General features: G+C 60.1%; 18 protein-coding genes. 5 read left to right on the top strand and 13 right to left on the bottom strand.

The annotated features are described in order from the left end of the window. Window positions 1–51: 51 nt before the first annotated feature. The 8 genes from fgd to rpsF all read right to left on the bottom strand — a co-directional run bounded on the left by fgd (window position 52) and on the right by rpsF (window position 5674). Entirely contained in the window at window positions 52–1065 is a 1014-nt protein-coding gene (fgd, locus tag ACQUSW_RS07995; protein WP_428931762.1) for a glucose-6-phosphate dehydrogenase (coenzyme-F420), read from the bottom strand. A gap of 2 nt (window positions 1066–1067) precedes the next feature. Then, window positions 1068–1919, bottom strand: a complete 852-nt coding sequence (gene cofE, locus ACQUSW_RS08000) for a coenzyme F420-0:L-glutamate ligase (RefSeq protein WP_428931763.1) — start codon at window positions 1917–1919, stop codon at window positions 1068–1070. Continuing rightward, window positions 1916–2908: a TIGR03557 family F420-dependent LLM class oxidoreductase gene (locus ACQUSW_RS08005; RefSeq protein WP_428931764.1), complete on the bottom strand. Its 993-nt coding sequence runs from the start codon at window positions 2906–2908 to the stop codon at window positions 1916–1918. Before ACQUSW_RS08005 ends, cofE begins: the two co-directional genes overlap by 4 nt. Before the next feature lie 280 nt (window positions 2909–3188). Next, entirely contained in the window at window positions 3189–3917 is a 729-nt protein-coding gene (locus ACQUSW_RS08010) for a GntR family transcriptional regulator (protein ID WP_428931765.1), read from the bottom strand. A gap of 121 nt (window positions 3918–4038) precedes the next feature. Then, entirely contained in the window at window positions 4039–4491 is a 453-nt protein-coding gene (gene rplI / locus ACQUSW_RS08015; RefSeq protein WP_428931766.1) for a 50S ribosomal protein L9, read from the bottom strand. A gap of 9 nt (window positions 4492–4500) precedes the next feature. Continuing rightward, window positions 4501–4755, bottom strand: a complete 255-nt coding sequence (gene rpsR, locus ACQUSW_RS08020; protein WP_428931767.1) for a 30S ribosomal protein S18 — start codon at window positions 4753–4755, stop codon at window positions 4501–4503. 45 nt (window positions 4756–4800) lie between these two features. Further along, window positions 4801–5298: a single-stranded DNA-binding protein gene (locus ACQUSW_RS08025; protein WP_428931768.1), complete on the bottom strand. Its 498-nt coding sequence runs from the start codon at window positions 5296–5298 to the stop codon at window positions 4801–4803. A 4-nt stretch (window positions 5299–5302) separates the two neighbouring features. After that, a complete protein-coding gene (rpsF, locus tag ACQUSW_RS08030; protein ID WP_428931769.1) occupies window positions 5303–5674 on the bottom strand; it encodes a 30S ribosomal protein S6 in 372 nt (123 codons plus the stop codon). A gap of 95 nt (window positions 5675–5769) precedes the next feature. Here rpsF and ACQUSW_RS08035 point away from each other — a divergent pair, with 95 nt between their 5' ends. Genes ACQUSW_RS08035 through ACQUSW_RS08045 form a run of 3 tightly spaced genes read left to right on the top strand, consistent with a single transcriptional unit; the run spans window position 5770 to window position 8288 of the window. Continuing rightward, window positions 5770–5949: a hypothetical protein gene (locus ACQUSW_RS08035; RefSeq protein ID WP_428931770.1), complete on the top strand. Its 180-nt coding sequence runs from the start codon at window positions 5770–5772 to the stop codon at window positions 5947–5949. Then, window positions 5921–7120: a hypothetical protein gene (locus tag ACQUSW_RS08040; RefSeq protein WP_428931771.1), complete on the top strand. Its 1200-nt coding sequence runs from the start codon at window positions 5921–5923 to the stop codon at window positions 7118–7120. Before ACQUSW_RS08035 ends, ACQUSW_RS08040 begins: the two co-directional genes overlap by 29 nt. A gap of 55 nt (window positions 7121–7175) precedes the next feature. After that, window positions 7176–8288 carry a hypothetical protein gene (locus ACQUSW_RS08045; RefSeq protein ID WP_428931772.1) on the top strand — a complete coding sequence of 371 codons (1113 nt, stop codon included), beginning with the start codon at window positions 7176–7178 and terminating at the stop codon, window positions 8286–8288. A gap of 28 nt (window positions 8289–8316) precedes the next feature. Here ACQUSW_RS08045 and ACQUSW_RS08050 read toward each other — a convergent pair whose 3' ends face one another. The 4 genes from ACQUSW_RS08050 to ACQUSW_RS08065 form a co-directional block, all read right to left on the bottom strand. Beyond that, a complete protein-coding gene (locus ACQUSW_RS08050) occupies window positions 8317–10056 on the bottom strand; it encodes a dipeptide ABC transporter ATP-binding protein (protein ID WP_428931773.1) in 1740 nt (579 codons plus the stop codon). Beyond that, the gene (locus tag ACQUSW_RS08055) at window positions 10053–11000 is read right to left on the bottom strand and encodes an ABC transporter permease (protein ID WP_428931889.1); all 948 of its coding nucleotides are present in this window, start codon (window positions 10998–11000) and stop codon (window positions 10053–10055) included. The genes ACQUSW_RS08050 and ACQUSW_RS08055 overlap by 4 nt, the downstream gene beginning before the upstream one ends. Window positions 11001–11049: 49 nt before the next feature. After that, complete coding sequence (locus ACQUSW_RS08060) at window positions 11050–12123, bottom strand: ABC transporter permease (protein WP_428931774.1); 1074 nt, start codon at window positions 12121–12123, stop codon at window positions 11050–11052. An 80-nt stretch (window positions 12124–12203) separates the two neighbouring features. Further along, window positions 12204–13844, bottom strand: coding sequence for an ABC transporter substrate-binding protein (locus ACQUSW_RS08065; protein WP_428931775.1), 1641 nt, complete (start codon window positions 13842–13844; stop codon window positions 12204–12206). A gap of 565 nt (window positions 13845–14409) precedes the next feature. Here ACQUSW_RS08065 and ACQUSW_RS08070 point away from each other — a divergent pair. Both ACQUSW_RS08070 and ACQUSW_RS08075 read left to right on the top strand, forming a co-directional pair. Then, on the top strand, window positions 14410–16851 hold the full coding sequence (locus ACQUSW_RS08070; RefSeq protein ID WP_428931776.1) for an immune inhibitor A domain-containing protein: 2442 nt from the start codon (window positions 14410–14412) through the stop codon (window positions 16849–16851). 729 nt (window positions 16852–17580) lie between these two features. Next, on the top strand, window positions 17581–18144 hold the full coding sequence (locus ACQUSW_RS08075; RefSeq protein ID WP_428931777.1) for a TlpA family protein disulfide reductase: 564 nt from the start codon (window positions 17581–17583) through the stop codon (window positions 18142–18144). A 36-nt stretch (window positions 18145–18180) separates the two neighbouring features. Here ACQUSW_RS08075 and ACQUSW_RS08080 read toward each other — a convergent pair whose 3' ends face one another. Next, on the bottom strand, window positions 18181–18714 hold the full coding sequence (locus ACQUSW_RS08080; RefSeq protein WP_428931778.1) for a hypothetical protein: 534 nt from the start codon (window positions 18712–18714) through the stop codon (window positions 18181–18183). Between the last annotated feature and the right edge of the window lie 21 nt (window positions 18715–18735).

Consider the following 18735-nt stretch of genomic DNA (forward strand, 5'->3'; position numbering starts at 1 on the left):
GGCTGTAGCATCCGGAGCCCTGTGCGCCAGCGTTTCGCTGCCCTGCCGTTACTACTTGCGCAGGCGGGGGGCGATGTCGCGCTCGAACAGTTCGAGGAAGCGGCGCTGGTCGTGTCCCGGAGCATGGAACACGAGGTGGTTGAAGCCCCAGTCGATGTACTGCTGAATCTCGGCAGCGACCGCGTCGGGGTCGTTACCAACAATCCAGCGCTTAGCGATTGTTTCGAGCGGCAGCGCGTCGGCCGCGGCTTCCATTTCGACCGGGTCGGTAATTTCGACCTTCTGCTCTTTTGTCAGCGACAGCGGCGACCAGAAGCGGGTGTTTTCTAGTGCAGCCTCATGAGTCTCTTCATACGAGAGCTTGATTTCGATCATGCGGTCGTAGGTGTCAAACTCGCGCTCCGACTGCTGCAAACCCTCTTTCACAGCAGGGATGAGCTTGTCAACGTACAGCTCCTGGCCCTTGCCCGAGGTGCAAATGAAACCATCACCAGCGCGACCCGCATAGCGAGCAACCAGAGGACCACCGGCAGCAACATAGATCGGAATGCCACCCTCGGGGCGATCGTAAATCGATGCATCGTGGGTCGAATAGTAGTCGCCATCGAAGTTTACGCGATCACCATTCCACAGTTCGCGCATCAGACGCACCGACTCGCGCAGGCGAGCGTAACGCTCTTTAAACTCGGGCCAGGTCTGCTCTCCCGCACCCTGGTATCCGGTTGCGATTTCGTTGAGCGCCTCGCCCGTACCGATCCCGAGAATAATGCGCCCCGGGTACAGGCAACCCATGCTGGCAAACGCCTGCGCAATAACAGCCGGGTTGTAACGGAAAGTCGGCGTCATCACCGAGGTGCCAATAGTGATGTTCGATGTGCGCTCACCGACGGCAGCCATCCACGTCAGCGAGAACGGCGCATGGCCGCCCTTGTGACGCCACGGCTGAAAGTGGTCGCTCACAAACACCGACTCCATGCCGTGCTGCTCGGCAGCAACCGAAATCTCTACCAGTTCACGCGGATCAAACTGTTCTGCGCTGGCCTTGTAACCAAGCTTCAATGCCATCGTCACGTCTCACTTTCGTTTCTTGCGGAGCCTCCGTCGGCACCGCTGTGGTCGATATCGGCTGCGGGCACACCTGCATCGCCCGCGACACGATTCTGTTGCGCAGCTTCATATCCTGCGCGATACCCTTCCGCGTGCGCCTCATCGGCGCCCATGCGGAACATGTCGTCTTCGGTGCCGCGAACAATGCTCGCCGCACCGGCAAGGTCAAGCGACCCCACAAGATCGCCGCGGCCGCGAACAACCGCCACCGGCATTCCGCTAGCCTTGCCCTTCACCAGGTCGGCAGCCCCCGCAAGCTCATCGCCCACACACGGCAGCGTCACAAAAAGCGGCTTACCGTCGTGATCCACCGTGCCCCGCAGGTCGTCAATCACCCGCACTCCCCCGGCACCAATGGCCACGTCGGTTTGGCCTGTACGCCACGGCCTGCCCAGAGTGTCGCTGAGAATAACGCCCACCGCGCAGCCCGTTGCTTCGCGCAGGCGTGCCGCGATCGCCCGGGCCGAAGCATCCGGGTCGACGGGCAGCAAAAGTATCCACCCTTCGGGCGTATTGCTCGCGTCGACCCCGGCCGCAGCCGCCACCATACCCAGACGGTTTTCGACAATACGCATGGTGTGCCCGTTGCGGGTGCGAGAAGCCACGAGGCGCACGGTTTCTGCCGTGATGGCATCTTCGCGGTCGTCGGCTTTGACGTACCTGTTTTCGGCCTTCGACACAATTTTTGAAGTCACAACAAGAATGTCGCCGTCATGCAGGGCCACACCTGTCGACAAAATTAGCTCGGCGATGTCATCACCCGGACGCACCTCGCCAATACCGCTGAGTGCAAAAATACTGAGGCCGCTCATGCCACCACCTTCGGAAGAACGTCGCGGCCAAAAACCTCAAGCCACTCCTGCTGGTCGGCTGCAACATTGTGCAGATAGATACGGTCAAATCCGAGGTCGACATAACGCTGAATCTCGGCCCTGTGTCGGTCAGGGTCGGCCGAAACAACCATGCCGGATGCCACGTGTTCCGGCGTCACGGTGCGCACAAGCTGGTCCATATCAAACGGTGAACGTACGTCGCCGCGCCGTGCCCGCAGCCCGGCCAGGGGCCACTCGTTCATGGCCGCTGCCATAGCCTGTTCTTCTGTTGGTGCCCATGCCAGCTGCAGTTGCACGATGCGCGGCATCCGGCTGCCATCGCGCCCTGAGTCGCGAGCACCCTCGAAGAATCGTTCAATGAGCGGCGCGAGGCGTTCGCTCGTGCCACCCGTGGTGATGAGTCCGTCGGCAACCCGACCGGCACGGCGTGCGGTAACAGGACCCGCCGTCGCGACATAGATGGGCGGCGCCGTGGGCGGCATGGTCCACAGGCGCGTGCTCTCCATGCGAAAGTGTTCACCGCGGTGCCGCACGTCGCGACCGGCCAGTGAAGCGTTAAAAAGTTTGCGCACAATATCGATCGCTTCGAACATGCGGTCGATGCGTTCAGGAGGCTCGGGCCAGTACTGCCCCGTGATGTGCTCGTTAATAGCCTCGCCCGAACCGACACCCAGCCATGCGCGCTCGGGATACAGCGCGGCAAGCGTGGCGGCGGCCTGAGCAACAACTGCCGGATGCATGCGAAAAGACGGCGTCGTGACACCGGGGCCGAGATCGTAATTGGTGTGAGCACCCAACGCGCCGAGCACCGTCCACACATGTGACGAGGCCCGGTGACGCGAAAGCCACGGCTGAAAATGATCGCTGGCCATAACGCCGCGAAAGCCGTGCCTTTCTGCCGCCGCGGCGGCCGCGATCGCCGTTTGCGGGTCAAACTGCTCTAGCATGGCTGCGTAGCCGATCTGCATGGCATACCCCCTCTGGCGCTCAGCGTATCTCCTCCACTCCATTATTCTGGATTCTGGATCCAAAATGCAAGCGGGGTGGGTTTACGGGCGCGGTTCGTTGCCGAAAACAGGAAGATTGCCGAATCGCGCATGATTGCGCGCATATCGTCCGGCGCCCGGCAATTATGCAGTTTTCGGCAAACCCAGCAGCACCGTGATTCACGGCAGGACGCCTGGCAGCAGCATCCGGCACCCCTCAGGCACATCACCCGGACACAAACCCTCGACCGGGACCGACTCCCTAGCTCGCGTTGTCGAGCTCTGCCCGCAACAGGTCGAGCACTCCTTCGCGCACGTGCTCCAGGTGGTGTTCGAGCACGGACGCCGCATGATCAGCGTCGCCCTTGGCGATAACGTCGACCAGCTGTTCGTGTGTGTGATGGTGGCCATTGCTGTGCACCATGCGCCAGCCCAGCACATACCGGCCGAGCTTCAGACGCAATTGCTCAAGCATCTCCCACATAACCGGGCGCTCGGAGGCTCCATAGAGGGCCGCATAGAAATTGGTACGTGCTTCGACGAAGTCGCTGCCCTCTTCGGTGGCGTCGGCGTGCCGTGCAAGCTCACGTAGGCTAGCGAGCTTCTCGTCGGTCATTTCTTGCATCGAGAGGCGCAGTGCTTCGCGTTCAAGCAGTATGCGCAGGAGATACACCTCGTTAGCCTCGTCAATCGATAGTGCCCGCACAACGGCACCGCGTCGTGCGTGGAACTCGACGAGCCCGTCGGATTCGAGTTGAATGAGCGCCGATCGAATCGGTAGGCGCGAAATGCCAATCGATTCGGCGAGCGTTTCTTGGCGAAGTTTTGTACCGGGTGGCAGTGCGCCTTCAAGAATTGCATCACGCAACACTTCATAGGCCATGTCGCCGACAGAGCGGTATCCTCCTCGATGCCGCTCGGCGAACTGGTCAAGCCCCCCCGTACGTTCCCCGCTGCGCCGATCGGCGCCGGTTGACGTTGCTTCCTTCATAATGTTCGAGAGTATCCCATTGGATCCAATTTCACGGACTGTGTGTGCATAACTGACAAAACCTGTCACAAAAGAATGCCCTCGGTTTCGCAAAACCGAGGGCATTCTCTCAACAGCAGAATTACTTGGCCGCAACCACCTGAAGGGTGATAACAGCAACAACGTCTTCGTGAAGACGCACGGTCGCCTCGTGCTCACCTGTTGCCTTGATGGGGCTGGTGATGTGCACCTTGCGCTTGTCGATCGAACCAAGACCAGCCGCGGCAACAGCCTCGGCAACGTCGGCGGGTTTGACCGAACCGAACAGACGGCCACCCTGGCCGGCCTTACCGGTCAGACGCACCTTGGTCGCTTCGAGCGAGTCTTTCAGTGCAACGGCCTCGTCACGGTCGTGAATGGCGCGTGCTTCGCGGGCTGCGCGAATCTGCTCAACCTGCTTTGCACCACCACGGGTCCATGCAACGGCATAGCCCTGAGGGATGAGGTAGTTGCGGGCGTACCCGTCTTTTACCTCAACCACGTCACCGGCGCCACCCAGGCCGACGACCTCGTTTGTGAGAATCAGCTTCGACATGAGTGCTCCTTAGCGGCCTGCGCCGGCATAGGGCAGGAGCGCCATTTCGCGCGCGTTCTTAATCGCCTTGGCGATCAGACGCTGTTCCTGCACCGAAACTCCGGTGATGCGACGGGCGCGGATCTTGCCGCGCTCCGAGATGAACTTGCGGAGGGTTGCGACGTCTTTGTAGTCAATAACGCCAACCCGGATCGATTTTGCGGGGGCAGCGGTCTTCGCGCCCTTCCGCGGCTTGCGGCGGTCGCCGCTCGACTTTCCAGCCATGAAAATTCCTTCGAAATGCGGATGCTGCGAAGCATCCGGAATCTATTAAAAGGGCGTGTCGTCGCCGAAGCTGCCTGGATTGCTCCACGCATCAGCACCGGTCTGCGAGCCGGGCGTTGACCACGGCTCTTGCGAAACCTGCTGCTGTTGCTGACGCGGCGCTCCACCAGGGCCACCCGACTGTGCACGCGTGACCTGTGCGGTTGCGTAGCGCAACGAAGGGCCGATCTCGTCGATCTCCAATTCGATCGACGTGCGCTTCTCGCCCTCGCGTGTCTCGTAGGAACGCTGACGCAGACGGCCTTGCGCAATGACGCGCATGCCCTTGGTCAGTGATCCGGCAACGTGCTCGGCAAACTCGCGCCACACAGATGCACGCAAAAACAGCGCTTCGCCGTCTTTCCATTCACCCGATGCACGATCGAAGTTGCGCGGTGTCGATGCGATGGTGAAATTCGCCACCGGCAGGCCGTTCTGCGTGTAACGCAGTTCGGGGTCGGCGGTGAGGTTGCCCACCACGGTGATGACGGTTTCGCCGGCCATGTCGCTACGCCTTCGCGGCCTGGGCCTGGCTCTTGCGGGCGGCCTTTGCCTCGGCGCGCTGTGCTTCGGCAGCAACCTGTGCGATTGCTTCTTCGGCACGCAGCACCTTGGTGCGGAAAACGAGTTCGCTCAGCTTGAGCTGGCGGTCGAGTTCGTGCGCGGTCTGGCTCGTTGCGGTGAAGTTGACGACGGCGTAGATGCCCTCGTTCTTCTTGTTGATTTCGTAGGCGAAACGGCGTTTACCCCAGATGTCGACCTTGTCAATCGAGCCACCATCGTTAGTGATGACCTTCAAGAACTTGTCGAGATTGGGGGCAACCTGGCGCTCATCAAGCTCGGGGGTCAGAATGACCATGAGCTCGTACTGGTGCGTCACTTACCCACCTCCTTCGGACTAGAACGGCACCCGAGACTCTCTCGAATGCAGGAGGGTGTGTTGCACGTGTCAGCCATGGACCTCGACGAGGTGCAGTGCAGACAACCACAACAGTCTACCGGATGCTGGCACTACGCAATACCCACATTTTCATTCACACCCGCGCCCGTCTGAGCGTGCGATACAAGCGTCTCGGTTACGGTGGAACAGTCATGCCCAGCAGTGCCGACTACGTCAGGAGGGCTCGTGAACCCCACGCCGCAGCCGCTGTTTAATCCTCAAGCTCTCACTGCTAACCCCACGCCCGCCGAACTCAAGGCGTTCCGTGAGCACGTTCGTGCATCGAGTCTTTCTCTCAGTCTCCCGCAGCGTTCGGCAGTCATTGGCATTATTATCGCTGCGGTTATTGGTGCCCCGGTGTTCATTTTTGGGTTGGCCGCGGTCTTTTTTTCGGTGTCTACCGCGTCGCGATCTGGCTCCGCTGCGCGCCTCTTGGCTGCGCTGTTGCCTTTCTTGCTGGTTGGGGTCATCGTCGGCGGCGTTATTTGGCTGGTTATTGCCATGGTGCGCAAGAGCCGCAGAGACCACTACCGGTTTTTTCGTTTCGCGCAAGACAACAACATGACGTACATCAACTCGCTCCACGATGTTCCGTTGCCCGGCATGATTTTTTCTCAGGGTTATGCGCGCCGGTCGGACGCAATTGTGCGCGGGTTGCAGCCGCGTTTTGTGGAGTTCGCGAATTACCAGTACACAACGGGCGGTGGAAAGAACTCCACCACCCACCGCTGGGGTTATGTGGCGGTCAAGCTTGATGTGCCACTTCCGCATATTGTTCTTGACGCGGCAAGCAATAACCATTTTTTTGGCTCGAATCTGCCGGTGCACTTTCCGGGCGATCAGCACTTGAGCCTGGAAGGTGATTTCGATAACTACTTTCGCCTCTACTGCCCGGAAGGCTATGAGCGCGATGCTCTCTACCTTTTTACTCCCGATATTCTCGTGAGACTGATGGATAACGTCGCGACGCTCGATGTCGAGATCGTTGACGACTGGCTGTTTCTTTACCGCAACGGTACGGCGGTCACGCTCGACCCCTATGTGTGGCACCAGTTGTTTACTGCTGTGGCTTCTTTACTTGAAAAGATTTACCAGTGGTCGCGGTGGCGTGACGACCGCCTGCAGCAGGAGTGGCATTTCGCAGCGGCACCTGTGGGTGCTGCTGCTCCCCCACCACCTGCGGCTGTTGGTGTCGCCGGGCCTGTGACGCCTCCTCCCGCGCCGGGCGTGCTGACTCCTCCGCCACCCGGTGTTGCACAGCCCGGCCGGCGTCTGCGTCAGGGCGTTCGGTGGAAGACAGTGCTCATCATCCTCGGTATCGCGGCCGCCTTCTTCTTACTACCGATGGCGGGGATGTTTATCAGCATCATGATGGGGCTGAGGTAGTCGAGCGTGACTGCCAAATTTTTCTTTTCACTCCTCGTTCGATCTAAGGAATAGTGTGTCTTCACCGTCGTCGTTTTCACCGTCGTCGAGTCAGCCCCCGCCCATTAATACGCATCCGCTCACCGCGGAGGTGAGCCGTTCCGCCGTGCGGCAGTGGCACAAAGACACCTATCCGCGAAAGTTCTCGATCAAGAGCGTCCTGTTCTATCTCGTGTACGCGTTTATCGGGTTTATGGTGCTGTCGCAGTTCATCATGCTCGGCACTCGGGTGATCAGCCGGCCTTCCATACCGCTCATCATGGCGCTGGTCGTGATGGCGGTCGTTTTCGTGCTGTTCACCGTGGGGCGTCTCGGCCGCTCCAATTCGGCATACCGGCTGCATCATTTCGCAGAGGCGAACAATCTGCACTACAAGCCGAGCCTGGGGAGCCGCGACTTTCCGGGAATGATTTTTCACATTGGGCACTCTCGCGGCAGCAGCGATGTTCTTCAGGGTCGCCGGGTGCGCCCGGTAGAGATCGCGAACTATACGTACTCAACGGGTTCGGGCAAGAACGAAACAACCCACCATTGGGGATACGTTGCGATCAAGCTCAACACCCCGCTGCCGAATATTGTTCTTGACGCTGTGGGCAACAACAGCCTTTTCGGCAGTAATTTGCCGGCACGATTTGCTCGCGGGCAGCGGCTGTCGCTCGAGGGCGATTTTAATAAGTACTTTCAGCTGTACTGTCCTGAAGGTTACGAGCGTGACGCCCTGTATCTTTTCACGCCCGACATCATGGCTCGTTTCATTGATCACGCGTCGCAGCTTGATGCCGAGATTATTGACGACTGGTTGTTTCTTTACTCGTCGCGCAAGATCGTCACGACCGACCCCGGCCACTGGGAGTGGCTCTTGGGCACGGTCGACGCTCTGACAGAAAAGTTTGCGCAGTGGGAACGCTGGCGTGACGAGCGGCTAACCGCACAGGGCCCTTCTATGGTTTCTGCAAGCCCCGCCGATACCGCGCACGCTCAGCCACAGGCATTCGCCGCACCAACGCTGCAGGCACCGCCTCCCGGTGTCGCAAAAGAGGGGCGGCGCCTGCAGCGCAGCCGCACATGGATTACGCCCGTTGTCGTGATGCTTGTGGCGTATGCCGTGTTTCAGTTCTTAACGCGCTAGCACAACGCTGGATAGCGGCATCCGGATGCTACTGAGCAGCCTTGCGCACGGCTTGCCAGCGTGCGCGTCGCTCGGCCTGTTCTATCGGATCAGGTACGGGCAGCGCAGCCAGTAGTTCTTGCGTGTAGGTGTTGCGCGGGGCGTTGAGCACCTGGGCTGTTGTTCCCTGCTCACGAATCTCACCCTTTTGCAGCACAATGATGCGATCAGACACGGCGTCGATAACGGCAAGGTCGTGGCTGATAAATAGTGAAGCAAAGCCGAGGTCGGCCTGCAGCTGCACGAAGAGCTCGAGCACTTTTGCCTGCACCGATACGTCGAGGGCGCTGGTTGGCTCGTCGGCGATCAGCAGCTTCGGGTCGAGCGCGAGAGCACGTGCGAGCGATGCCCGCTGGCGCTGTCCGCCCGAGAGTTCGTGCGGGTAGCGATCGCCAAAGTTCGACGGCAGACGCACAGCATCGAGCAATTCGTTGACCTTTGTGCGGGCCGACGACATACCCGAGGCTCTCCCGTGCACAATCAGCGGCTCGGCGATGCACTCGGCGATCGTGAGCAGGGGGTTGAAGCTTGTGGCAGGGTCTTGAAAGACGAACCCGATTTGTGGGCGTAGGGGGGTGAGCACCCGCGAGCCGGGTGCTTTGCCGCCACGGCCGGCCAACATCTCCTGGCCGAGCACCTTCATCGAGCCACCCAGCACCGAGGTGAGGCCTACAACGGCGCGGCCGATCGTGGTTTTACCCGATCCCGATTCGCCCACGAGGCCAACGACTTCGCGTGGGGCGACATGAAAGTCCACACCTTTTACGGCGACCACGGCACCGCGTCCGAAGCGCCCTGGATAGCCGATCTGCGCCTTGCGGGCAACGATCAAACTGCCCTCGGGTGCCTCGGTGTCTGCTCCGGCAGAGTGCCCTTCGTCGGCGCTGCTTCCGGGTTCGATCACTTCAGCAGCAGTGCGTGACTTGCCCTGACCAACGTGCGGTACGGCACCAAGCAGCTCGCGCGTGTACTGCTCGCGCGGGTTGGCAAAGAGTTCTCGTACGGGTGCTTCTTCGACAATGTCGCCGCGGTACATTACAACGACTCGGTCGGCCAGGTCGGCAACGACGCCCATGTTGTGAGTGATGAGCACGATGGTCGCGCCGAACTCGTCACGGCATGCGCGCAGCAGTTCGAGAATTTCGGCCTGGACTGTAACGTCGAGCGCGGTTGTGGGCTCGTCGGCGATGATGAGGCCGGCGTTAAGCACGAGCGCCATGGCAATGACGATGCGCTGCTTTTGCCCGCCCGAGAACTGGTGCGGGTAGTCGTCGATGCGTGTTTCGGGGTCGGGAATACCCACGCGGTGAAGAATCTCGATCGCCTGTTGGCGGGCTTCTTTTTTCGCGATGTGTCCGTGAGCCCGCAAACCCTCAATGATTTGCCAGCCCACGGTATAGACGGGGTTGAGAGCTGTTGATGGTTCTTGGAAGACCATGGCAGCATCGCGTCCGCGCATTGACCGTAGTTGCGCTGCTGAGGCATGTACGACGTCGGTTTCGTCTCCGGCAGAGGACCGAACAATAACTGCACCGGATGCTGTTGCTGTTTCGGGCAGTAGTCCGAGAAGTGAGTTCGCCGTTACGGTTTTACCCGAACCCGACTCACCCACAATCGCGAGTACTTCGCCGGCGTTCGCGCTGATAGAGATGCCTTTGACGGCTTCTACGGCTCCGTCGTCTGTGGCAAACGTGACTTTGAGGTCACGGATGTCGGCAATCGCGGTCATTTTGCACCTCCGGCACGACGGCGCGTGCGAAGTCGAGGGTCAGCAAGGTCGTTGAGGCTTTCACCGACGAGTGTGACGCCGAGAACGACGAGCACGATGGCGACGCCGGGGAACACGCTTGTCCACCAGATGCCACTGGTGACATCGGCTACTGATCGGTTGAGGTCGTAACCCCATTCGGCGGCGGCCGTTGCTTCAATACCAAAGCCCAAGAAGCCCAAGCCTGCAAGGGTGAGGAGTGCCTCCGAGGCGTTCAGCGTGATGACCACGGGCAGTGATCGTGTTGAGTTACGCAGCACGTGGCGAAGAAGGATGCGACCGGTGGGTACGCCAATTACTTTTGCCGAGTCGACGAAAGGTTCGGCACGCACACGCACCACTTCTGATCGGATGACGCGGAAGTACTGCGGAATAAACACCACCGTGATCGAGATGGCTGTGGCCATGATTCCACCGGCAAGTGTTGATTGACCGCGACTGATCACGATCGACATAACGATGGCGAGCAGCAGTGCGGGGAAGGCATAAATAGCGTCGGCGACGACAACGAGCAGACGATCAACCCAGCCACCGAAGTAGCCCGACACCAGGCCCAACGCGATGCCGAGGAATATCGAGCAGGCGATAGCGGCCATGATTACCAGCAGTGCGGTCTGTGCGCCCCAGATAACGCGCGAAAGCACATCAAAGCCCGACACCGTGGTGCCCAACAGGTTGCGTGCGTTCGGCGGCTGCTGAGTGCCAAAAGACATGCCGTCAGCTGCCTGCTGTGCCCACGAGTACGGGGCAATGACGGGCGCAAATATGGCGATGATGATAAAGAAGATGGTGATCACCAGACCGGTGATCAGCATGCCCCGCTGCAGTCCAACGCTCTGGCGCAGATGCGAGATGACGGGCAGGCGTTCGGTCCACCGCTTTTTCTGCGGCGTCTGCACAGCCATGGCCTCGGTGGTGGGAGGAAGCCCCTTGAGAGGTTCGGTAACGGGCATGTTAGTACCTCACTCTCGGGTCGATCATCGCGGCAATTATGTCGACGAGAAAGTTGGTGACGGCCACGATAACGGCGATCATGACAACGATTCCCTGAACGGCGACAAAGTCTCGCGCCTTCAAGTATTCGGCGAGCATAAAGCCCAGACCCTTCCATTCGAAGGTTGTCTCGGTCAGCACGGCTCCTGCAAGCAGCAGTGCCATCTGCATTCCCATCACGGTAATGATCGGAATAAGCGCGGGGCGGAAGGCGTGCTTGGTAACAAGACGGTATTCCCTGACACCGCGGGATCGCCCGGATGTCACGTATTGCTGCCCGAGCGTGCCAATAACGTTGGTGCGCACGAGACGCAAGAACACCCCCGCGGTGAGCATTCCTAGCGCGACGGCAGGAAGTGCCGCGTGCTGCAAAACGTCGATGATGGCGGCGCTGTTGCCGAGCCGGATGGCATCGAGCAGATAGAGGCCTGTGGGGGTGTCGATTCCGGCCATGAGCAGTTCGGTGCGGGTGTTACCGCGCCCCGATACCGGGAACCATTTGAGCCAGACCGAGAAAACAAGTTTGAGCAGCAGGCCGACGAAGAAGATCGGTGTTGCGTAGGCGAGAATCGCCATGATGCGCAGCGATGCATCTTGCCAGCGGTCGCGGCGGTACGCGGCCAGAAGGCCGAGGGGAATGCTCACGATGAAGGCAACAACGAGCGCAAAGAGTGCAAGCTCCAGTGTTGCCGAACCATAGCGAGCGAGAATGCTCACCACGGGACGGTTATCGGTGATAGTAGTGCCGAAGTCGCCCTGAAGAATTCCGAGCAGGTACTCCATGTACTGCACAATCAGCGGGCGATCAAAGCCGGCTTCGTGCACACGCTGCGCGAGTTGTTCGGGGGGAAGACGCCCACCCAACGCAGCAGTAATGGGGTCTCCGGTCAAACGCATGAGGAAGAACACCATGGTGACCAGGATGAGAACCGTGGGAATAATCAGAAGAAGTCGCACAACAATGTAGCGCCACAGTCCTCCGCCTTTGGAGGAACTGCGCGACTCGACTTCTTGCGCGAGGGCATCGACGGCCATGGAAAAACCTTACTTGGGGGATTACAGGCGGAGAGGGGCGCCGCGCTGCATGAGCAGGCGGCGCCCCCGCGCTATCGCTGTTACTTCTTCAGCGGGCCGTAGCGGAACTTGAACGAAGCGTCGAGGGTAACGCCCTCAACGTCTGCGCCTGCTACTGCAACCTGCTTACCCTGCAGGATGGGCAGGGTCGAGAGGTCTTCAGCAACAAGGTTCTGGATCTGCTCGAGCATTTCCATACGCTTGTCGTGGTCACCCTCGGTCTGCGACTGAACAATCAGGTCGTTGACCTGCGGGTTGTCGTAGTGGTTGACAAGGAAGTTGTCCTTCAGGAAGAAGGGCGACAGGTAGTTGTCCGAGTCAGAGTAGTCGGGGAACCAACCCAGCTGGTGGGCAGGGTATACGTCGGCCGTGCGGTCCTTCGAGTACTGCACCCACTCGGTCTGCTGCAGGTCAACCGTGAACAGGCCACCCTCTTCGAGCTGTGCCTTGTATGCGGCGTACTCGTCACCCGAGGAAGGACCATAGTGGTCACCGTTGTACTGCAGGTTCAGCTGTACAGGGGTCTCGACACCGGCGGCGTCAAGAATTTCCTGTGCCTTCTCTACCGAAGGTCCGCCGTTGCCGTCGCCGTAGAGGTCTTTCAGCGGCGTGATCGCACCGGGCATACCCTCGGCTACAAACGAGTAGAGGGGGCTAAAGGTGTCTTTGTAGACGTCTTTCGCGACAGCTTCGCGGTCGATCAGCGAGGCAGCTGCCTGGCGAACGGCCTTGGCCTTGTCGGCGTCTGCCTCTGCGGTGGTTGCACCGTAGGGCATGGTGTTGAAGTTGAAGACGATGTAGCGGATCTCTCCACCCGGGCCATCAACAACCTTGACCTTGTCGTTGGTTGAGAGGTCTTCAACGTCGGTAGCCGAGAGGCTACGGAACGCTACGTCGATGTCGCCGTTACCAATCGCGAGCTTCAGGTTTGAAGCATCGGCGTAGTACTTAGCGGTAATGCCATCGTTTTCAGGAGCCCCAAGAATACCGGCGTATTCAGGGTTGGGCTTGTACGAGATGAGCTCGTTGATGTTGTACGCGCTGATGGTGTACTGACCAGCGAATGCTTCACCCGAGACAATCTCGTCGTCGCTCGTGAGGGAGTCGGCCGAGAAGACCTCTTCGTCAACGATGGGCGCCGCCGGGCTCGAGAGAATCTGAGGCCAGATCTGGTCGTTGCCGTTGACAAGGTGGAATACAACGGTGGTGTCGTCGACGGCCTCGACCTTGTCGAGGTTACCCAGCAGTGAAGCCGGGCCGTTGGCATCGTTGATCGCAACTACGCGGTCGAACGAGAACTTGACGTCGCTGGAGGTCAGGTCGTTGCCATTAGCGAACTTCAGGCCAGGCTTCAGCTTGACAGTAAATTCGGTCGGTGCTGTGAACTCTGCCGACTCAGCAATGTCGGGCTCGACCTCAGCCGTGCCGTACTTGCTGTTCATAAGGAACGGATAAATCTGGTTCATCACCAGGAACGAACCGTTGTCGTACGAACCGGCCGGGTCGAGCGAAGTGATCTTGTCGGTGGTGCCGACAATCAGTTCGCCGCCCTCGGCGGGTGCGCCGTCATCGGTCTTACCGGTGTCGCCCGTGCTGGTTGCACAACCAGCGAGGACGAGTGTGGTCGCGGTGAGCGCGCCGATAGCAAGGCCGAGGCGGCCCCGCGTTTTATGCTGTGACATGTCTTACAACCCCTGTGTATGCGTGACTGGGTGCGACGGCCGTGCCGGGTGTGCACGGCCCTGGGCGCTATCTTCGTCGCATTAGGCGGTACCCCCAAGTCCACCCGCCGCATCGTGACGAGACTGAGATACGCGCGTCGCTGTGCGTATCTCTTCACGGTCCCCATTACGTGGCCTGATTCCGTGGACTTGCACCCAGGGAAGCAGTTGAACAGTAACCGACGGGGGAGGTCGGTCATCGCAACTCTAAAGTAATATTCCACTGATCGCCAGGCAGAAAAATTGATTACCGGCGAAAAGTTGATCGGTTCTCGCTGCTGACCTGGCATTTAGTGCCAAATCTATCGGTCTGGTATCGGATCGTTTTCAGCGAGTTCTCAGATTAACGTTTCGCTTTTACCGATTCAGTGCCATGCTACTGGAGGGAATCTGTTGCACACCGCGCGCAGAAGCCCACCACCCGGCCGATTATTTCGGCACACAGCATAAGAACAGAGAAGGAGACACCTTGGCACTCTCACCAGGGCATAGCTCCCGCTGGCACCGGAGCCGCAAAGCTGCGGCCGTGGCATTGGCCACAGGGGCCATCGCGGGAATGGTGCTGACGGGCACCACGACGGCTGTCGCTGAAGACGGCCCTGCCGTCGACCCATCCGTCCTCGACCCCATTGACCCGCAGAACTGGGTCAACATGGACGACATGACCTGGGATGACTACGTTGACATCCCCGGTACCAACTGGGCCGAAAACACCGTGGGCTCGAAGCGCGAGTTCCACGGCGCAATCGTGCTCCTCGACTTCGAGAACCAGCCCTTCCTTGTTTCTCAGGAAGAAGGTTCGCACGTATTCGGCAACCCCAGCGGACTGGCCAACTCCATTCCGCGTGAGGATGTTCCGGACTTCTATCTGAACCTCCTCAACACCCCCAACGAGCTCAACAACGGCCGCACCATCAATGAATACTGGATGGAGCAGACCGGTGGTCGCTTGAGCGTGCAGATGGAGGCCTTTGGTCCTTTCAAGATGCCCGGGAACATCGAGGAATACGGTCTGAACGACTCGTTCAACAAGACCGGTGGCTCGAATGCCACACTTTGCCCGCAGGGTCTCACCTGTAACAAGGACATCCGCCGCGATGCGACAGCTCTCTGGGCTGAAGACATGGGCGTAGAAGACCCGCTGACGCAGTTCGACCAGGTGTTCTGGATGACCGCTGGTCACGACGAGTCGGGTACGTGGGAAGAGTTCGGTCAGATGCTCTTCGCTTCGCCTGAAGACGTCACCGACGACTTTGGTCCTCCCCGTGACGAAGACGGCAAGGCCTACGACCAGAACGGCAACGAAATGGCCAACTGGGCCAAGACGCGCTACGTTCCGTGGACCAGCTGGGCAGCAGCTATCAACCACTGGCCCAACGCCAACTTCCCTCGCAAGGATGCCGACGGCAACGTGATCCGTGCCGGTAACTCCACTCAGGCGGAGTCGAGCGGTATGGGTGTATTTGCCCACGAGTTCGCTCACATCCTCGAGATTGCCGACAACTACGGCAACCCGTACGGTACCGACGCTGACGACGGCGGCCCTCTGCGCGACACCTCCGGTCCCTTCGATGTGCTTGCCCGTGGTTCGTTCAACGGCCCCGGTGGTACGCACACGCGCTGGAACGTACCGGCAGTCAACGGTGCAGCCCAGCCTGCTGGTCTGGCTCTGCGCAACCGCCTGAAGCTCGACATGATTGATGAGTCAAGCGTTGTCAACATGACGCGTAGTGAACTCGATGCAGCCGGCTCGATTGCTGTTCCGCTGCAGTCGCGTGCTCTGCAGGAAGATGGCGTTCTTCTCGGTATCAACCTGCAGCTCGACGGCGGCGACCTGTCGACCGGCGAGTGCACCCGTCGTGCACAGTGGGACTGTGACGGCGGTGGCTTCGACAACTACACGCTCGAAGTGATCGACCGCATGGGCACCGACTCATTCCAGCCCGACGCTGGTGTCATGATCGCGAAGACGAAGAACGCTGACCGCAACCCCTTCATCTGGACGATTGACGCTAACCCGCAAGACATCGACACCCTCGACTACATCCGTGCAGACGGTGTTCCGGTGCCGATCACGCGTGGTGACCAGCGCCAGCTCAACGACGCTCTGTTCCACGCCGGTATTAACTCCGGTTCGGAATACGAGTACGTCGACGAGTCGAACGGCCTGCACTTCTACATCGCTGACCGCGAGTACGACGAACGCGGCATCCTGCAGTACGACGTGGCGGTTCGTTCGCTGAACAACGCCGGCCCGCAGGTTCGTGGCGTTGAGATCGGTGAGACCATGCAAGACGGCGTTGTCGCCGACGGCCTGGTTGCACTGGATGTTCCCGTGACCAACACGGGTTCGGCAGTGAACAACCCGATCGCAAACAGCGACATCTACCGTGTAACCACCAGCGTTGTTGGTGGCGACGGTAACTGGTCGGTACAGACCCCGAGCGAAATCGTTACGGCCGGCACGGGCGAGCAGATCTCTGTTCCCGTCTACGCCTTCCACAACGATGCAGCTGCTGAGGGCTTCTCGGCCCAGTCGGTTCCGGCTGTTCCTGCTGACGTCACGGTGACCATCACTGTGACCAGTGAGAACGACCCTTCGGCCACGCAGACGGTCAGCTACGACCTGGCTGCTGCCGAAGAGCCCGGTGACGACAACGGCAACGGTGACGACAACGGCAACGGTGACGACAACGGCAACGGTGACGACAACGGCAACGGCGATGACAACGGCAACGGCGATGACAACGGCAACGGCGATGACAACGGTAACGGCAACGGTAACGGTGGCAGCGACGGTGACGACAACGGCTCCGGTAACGGTGACGACAACGGCAACGGCGACGACCTGGCAGTAACTGGTTTCGACGCCGCCGGTAGCCTCTGGCTGCTGGGCGCCGCGGGTGTTGCTCTGGTCGCGGGCACCACGCTCGTGCTGGTGCGCCGCCGTCGGATGACACAGGAGTAATCACTCGCTGATTTCTCTGGTAAATCCGTAAGGATGGGAGCGGCGTCTCGCTAGTCGAGGCGCCGCTCTCCTGCCGTCACTCTCCTACCGTCTTACGATTTCTACAGTCATGAATTCATTTACTTTGCTCTGTTCTCGCGCACGGCGCTCCCGAGTCGCCCTCACGATCGCGGCTGTCACCGTGGCTGCGGCCACGCTGGCCGGATGTTCGGCAACGACTGGNAATTCATTTACTTTGCTCTGTTCTCGCGCACGGCGCTCCCGAGTCGCCCTCACGATCGCGGCTGTCACCGTGGCTGCGGCCACGCTGGCCGGATGTTCGGCAACGACTGGCGAACAGCATCCGGATGGCCTTCTCGTTGCGCGCGACGGAGCACTGCGCTCTCTCGACACCGACTGCTCGGGTGCCGGCACCCTGCTTTTTATGCATGCTGGTGCGACTGTGCAGGCGCTCGATGACTCGGGCGAGGTTGTGCTCAGCGAGAAGCTTCCGCCAGGCACCCCCGTGCGCACAGATAGCAAAGATTACGGCGACGCGCCTCGTGTGCCTACGCTGTGCTCATTCACCTTTAACGCCTCAGCCCTCGAAGACGGCGTCACGTATTCTTTCCTGGTCGACGACAAATCGATCGGCGACTACGTTTTTCAGCGCGACGACAATGGTGTCGGCGCTGTCGAATATCCGCGGTTGGGTGACCCCTCCAGCCTGATCAACAGTGAAGGTGACCAATGACCCCTCGGCCCTGGCTGCGCGGTGGCGCGGCGTTAGCCCTGACAGCGTGCATTTTTCTTACCGGATGCTCCACAGCACAGCTCGGCGGTGCCGACGCACTTCCGGGACCGGTGCCCGATGGCGTGAATTTCGTTACAGCCGAAGACACCGTGCCTGCCCCTGCGGTAAGCGGTTCGCTAACAGACGGCACAACGGTTGCCTGGCAAGACCTGTGGACCGAGCGACCCCTTGTTGTTGAATTTACGGCCACCTGGTGCACACAGTGCGCCGATCGCGAGCAGGGTCTACGCGATGTCGCGGATGCCAACGATGATGCCGTGACCATGCTGCGCGTTTTTGCCGATGACGAGGCAGCAACCATCACCGATTACCTGAAGAAGAATAAGGTTTCAGGGCCCGCGATGGTTGACCGCGACGGTTCGCTGTGGGGGCGCTATGCAGTAACAGAAGCACCCGTTACAGCGCTCATCGACACCTCGGGCGGCATTGTGCGCATGTGGCCGGGAGGCGCTTCAACCGACGCCCTGCAAAGCAGCATCGACGCCCTCATCGAACATTAATGCTGTAGCGCGCACACCCCAGCGGTGAGACGCTGGCTATGCCGCGAGCCAGTGGGCGCGATTGACGCGCAGAGTATCGACCTCTCGCGTGCCGTTGTAGTCGACCTCGGTAATATCGACAACTGCGAACAGCCCGCGTTCACTGACCCTTCGCGCCACACTGCGTCGCGAAATAACAGGGCCGACAATGCGTACGCGCTCTGCCTGGTGTTCTATACGTTCGGTCCAGCGGTCAACAGTTTCTACGCGCACACGTGCTCCCGCACGTTCGAGGCTGCGGTGCAGGCCGGGGCTGAGGGGGCGACCCATGCTGAGATCAACATTGCGCCCTGCCGCCAGCGCTGCCAAAACAACGCGCAGTACATCGCCAAGATGGGAACCATCGGTTGCTTTGATGTACAGGCTCTCGGTGACGCTGGGTGATCGGTCTGCCGACTGCAGTGCTTTGATGTCATGGCGCGACGCCTGCTCAAGGCGATGATGAGTTGCGCTATCGAGCTGCGCACGGGCAGCGGTCAAAAGGTCAACAGTTTTTTCGCGGATTTCGGTGAGGGGGCTGGTCACTGACATCTGCTCTCCTTCGGGTAGATA

The organism is Microbacterium luticellae, from assembly GCF_050408645.1.
Lineage (GTDB): Bacteria > Actinomycetota > Actinomycetes > Actinomycetales > Microbacteriaceae > Microbacterium.

What these genes read in the sequence shown, in the direction of transcription:
- fgd (WP_428931762.1), bottom strand. Translation starts at nt 1,065, where the DNA reads ATGGCATTGAAGCTTGGTTACAAGGCCAGCGCAGAACAGTTTGATCCG.
- cofE (WP_428931763.1), bottom strand. Translation starts at nt 1,919, where the DNA reads ATGAGCGGCCTCAGTATTTTTGCACTCAGCGGTATTGGCGAGGTGCGT.
- ACQUSW_RS08005 (WP_428931764.1), bottom strand. Translation starts at nt 2,908, where the DNA reads ATGCAGATCGGCTACGCAGCCATGCTAGAGCAGTTTGACCCGCAAACG.
- ACQUSW_RS08010 (WP_428931765.1), bottom strand. Translation starts at nt 3,917, where the DNA reads ATGAAGGAAGCAACGTCAACCGGCGCCGATCGGCGCAGCGGGGAACGT.
- rplI (WP_428931766.1), bottom strand. Translation starts at nt 4,491, where the DNA reads ATGTCGAAGCTGATTCTCACAAACGAGGTCGTCGGCCTGGGTGGCGCC.
- rpsR (WP_428931767.1), bottom strand. Translation starts at nt 4,755, where the DNA reads ATGGCTGGAAAGTCGAGCGGCGACCGCCGCAAGCCGCGGAAGGGCGCG.
- ACQUSW_RS08025 (WP_428931768.1), bottom strand. Translation starts at nt 5,298, where the DNA reads ATGGCCGGCGAAACCGTCATCACCGTGGTGGGCAACCTCACCGCCGAC.
- ACQUSW_RS08050 (WP_428931773.1), bottom strand. Translation starts at nt 10,056, where the DNA reads ATGACCGCGATTGCCGACATCCGTGACCTCAAAGTCACGTTTGCCACA.
- ACQUSW_RS08055 (WP_428931889.1), bottom strand. Translation starts at nt 11,000, where the DNA reads ATGGCTGTGCAGACGCCGCAGAAAAAGCGGTGGACCGAACGCCTGCCC.
- ACQUSW_RS08060 (WP_428931774.1), bottom strand. Translation starts at nt 12,123, where the DNA reads ATGGCCGTCGATGCCCTCGCGCAAGAAGTCGAGTCGCGCAGTTCCTCC.
- ACQUSW_RS08065 (WP_428931775.1), bottom strand. Translation starts at nt 13,844, where the DNA reads ATGTCACAGCATAAAACGCGGGGCCGCCTCGGCCTTGCTATCGGCGCG.
- ACQUSW_RS08075 (WP_428931777.1), top strand. Translation starts at nt 17,581, where the DNA reads ATGACCCCTCGGCCCTGGCTGCGCGGTGGCGCGGCGTTAGCCCTGACA.
- ACQUSW_RS08080 (WP_428931778.1), bottom strand. Translation starts at nt 18,714, where the DNA reads ATGTCAGTGACCAGCCCCCTCACCGAAATCCGCGAAAAAACTGTTGAC.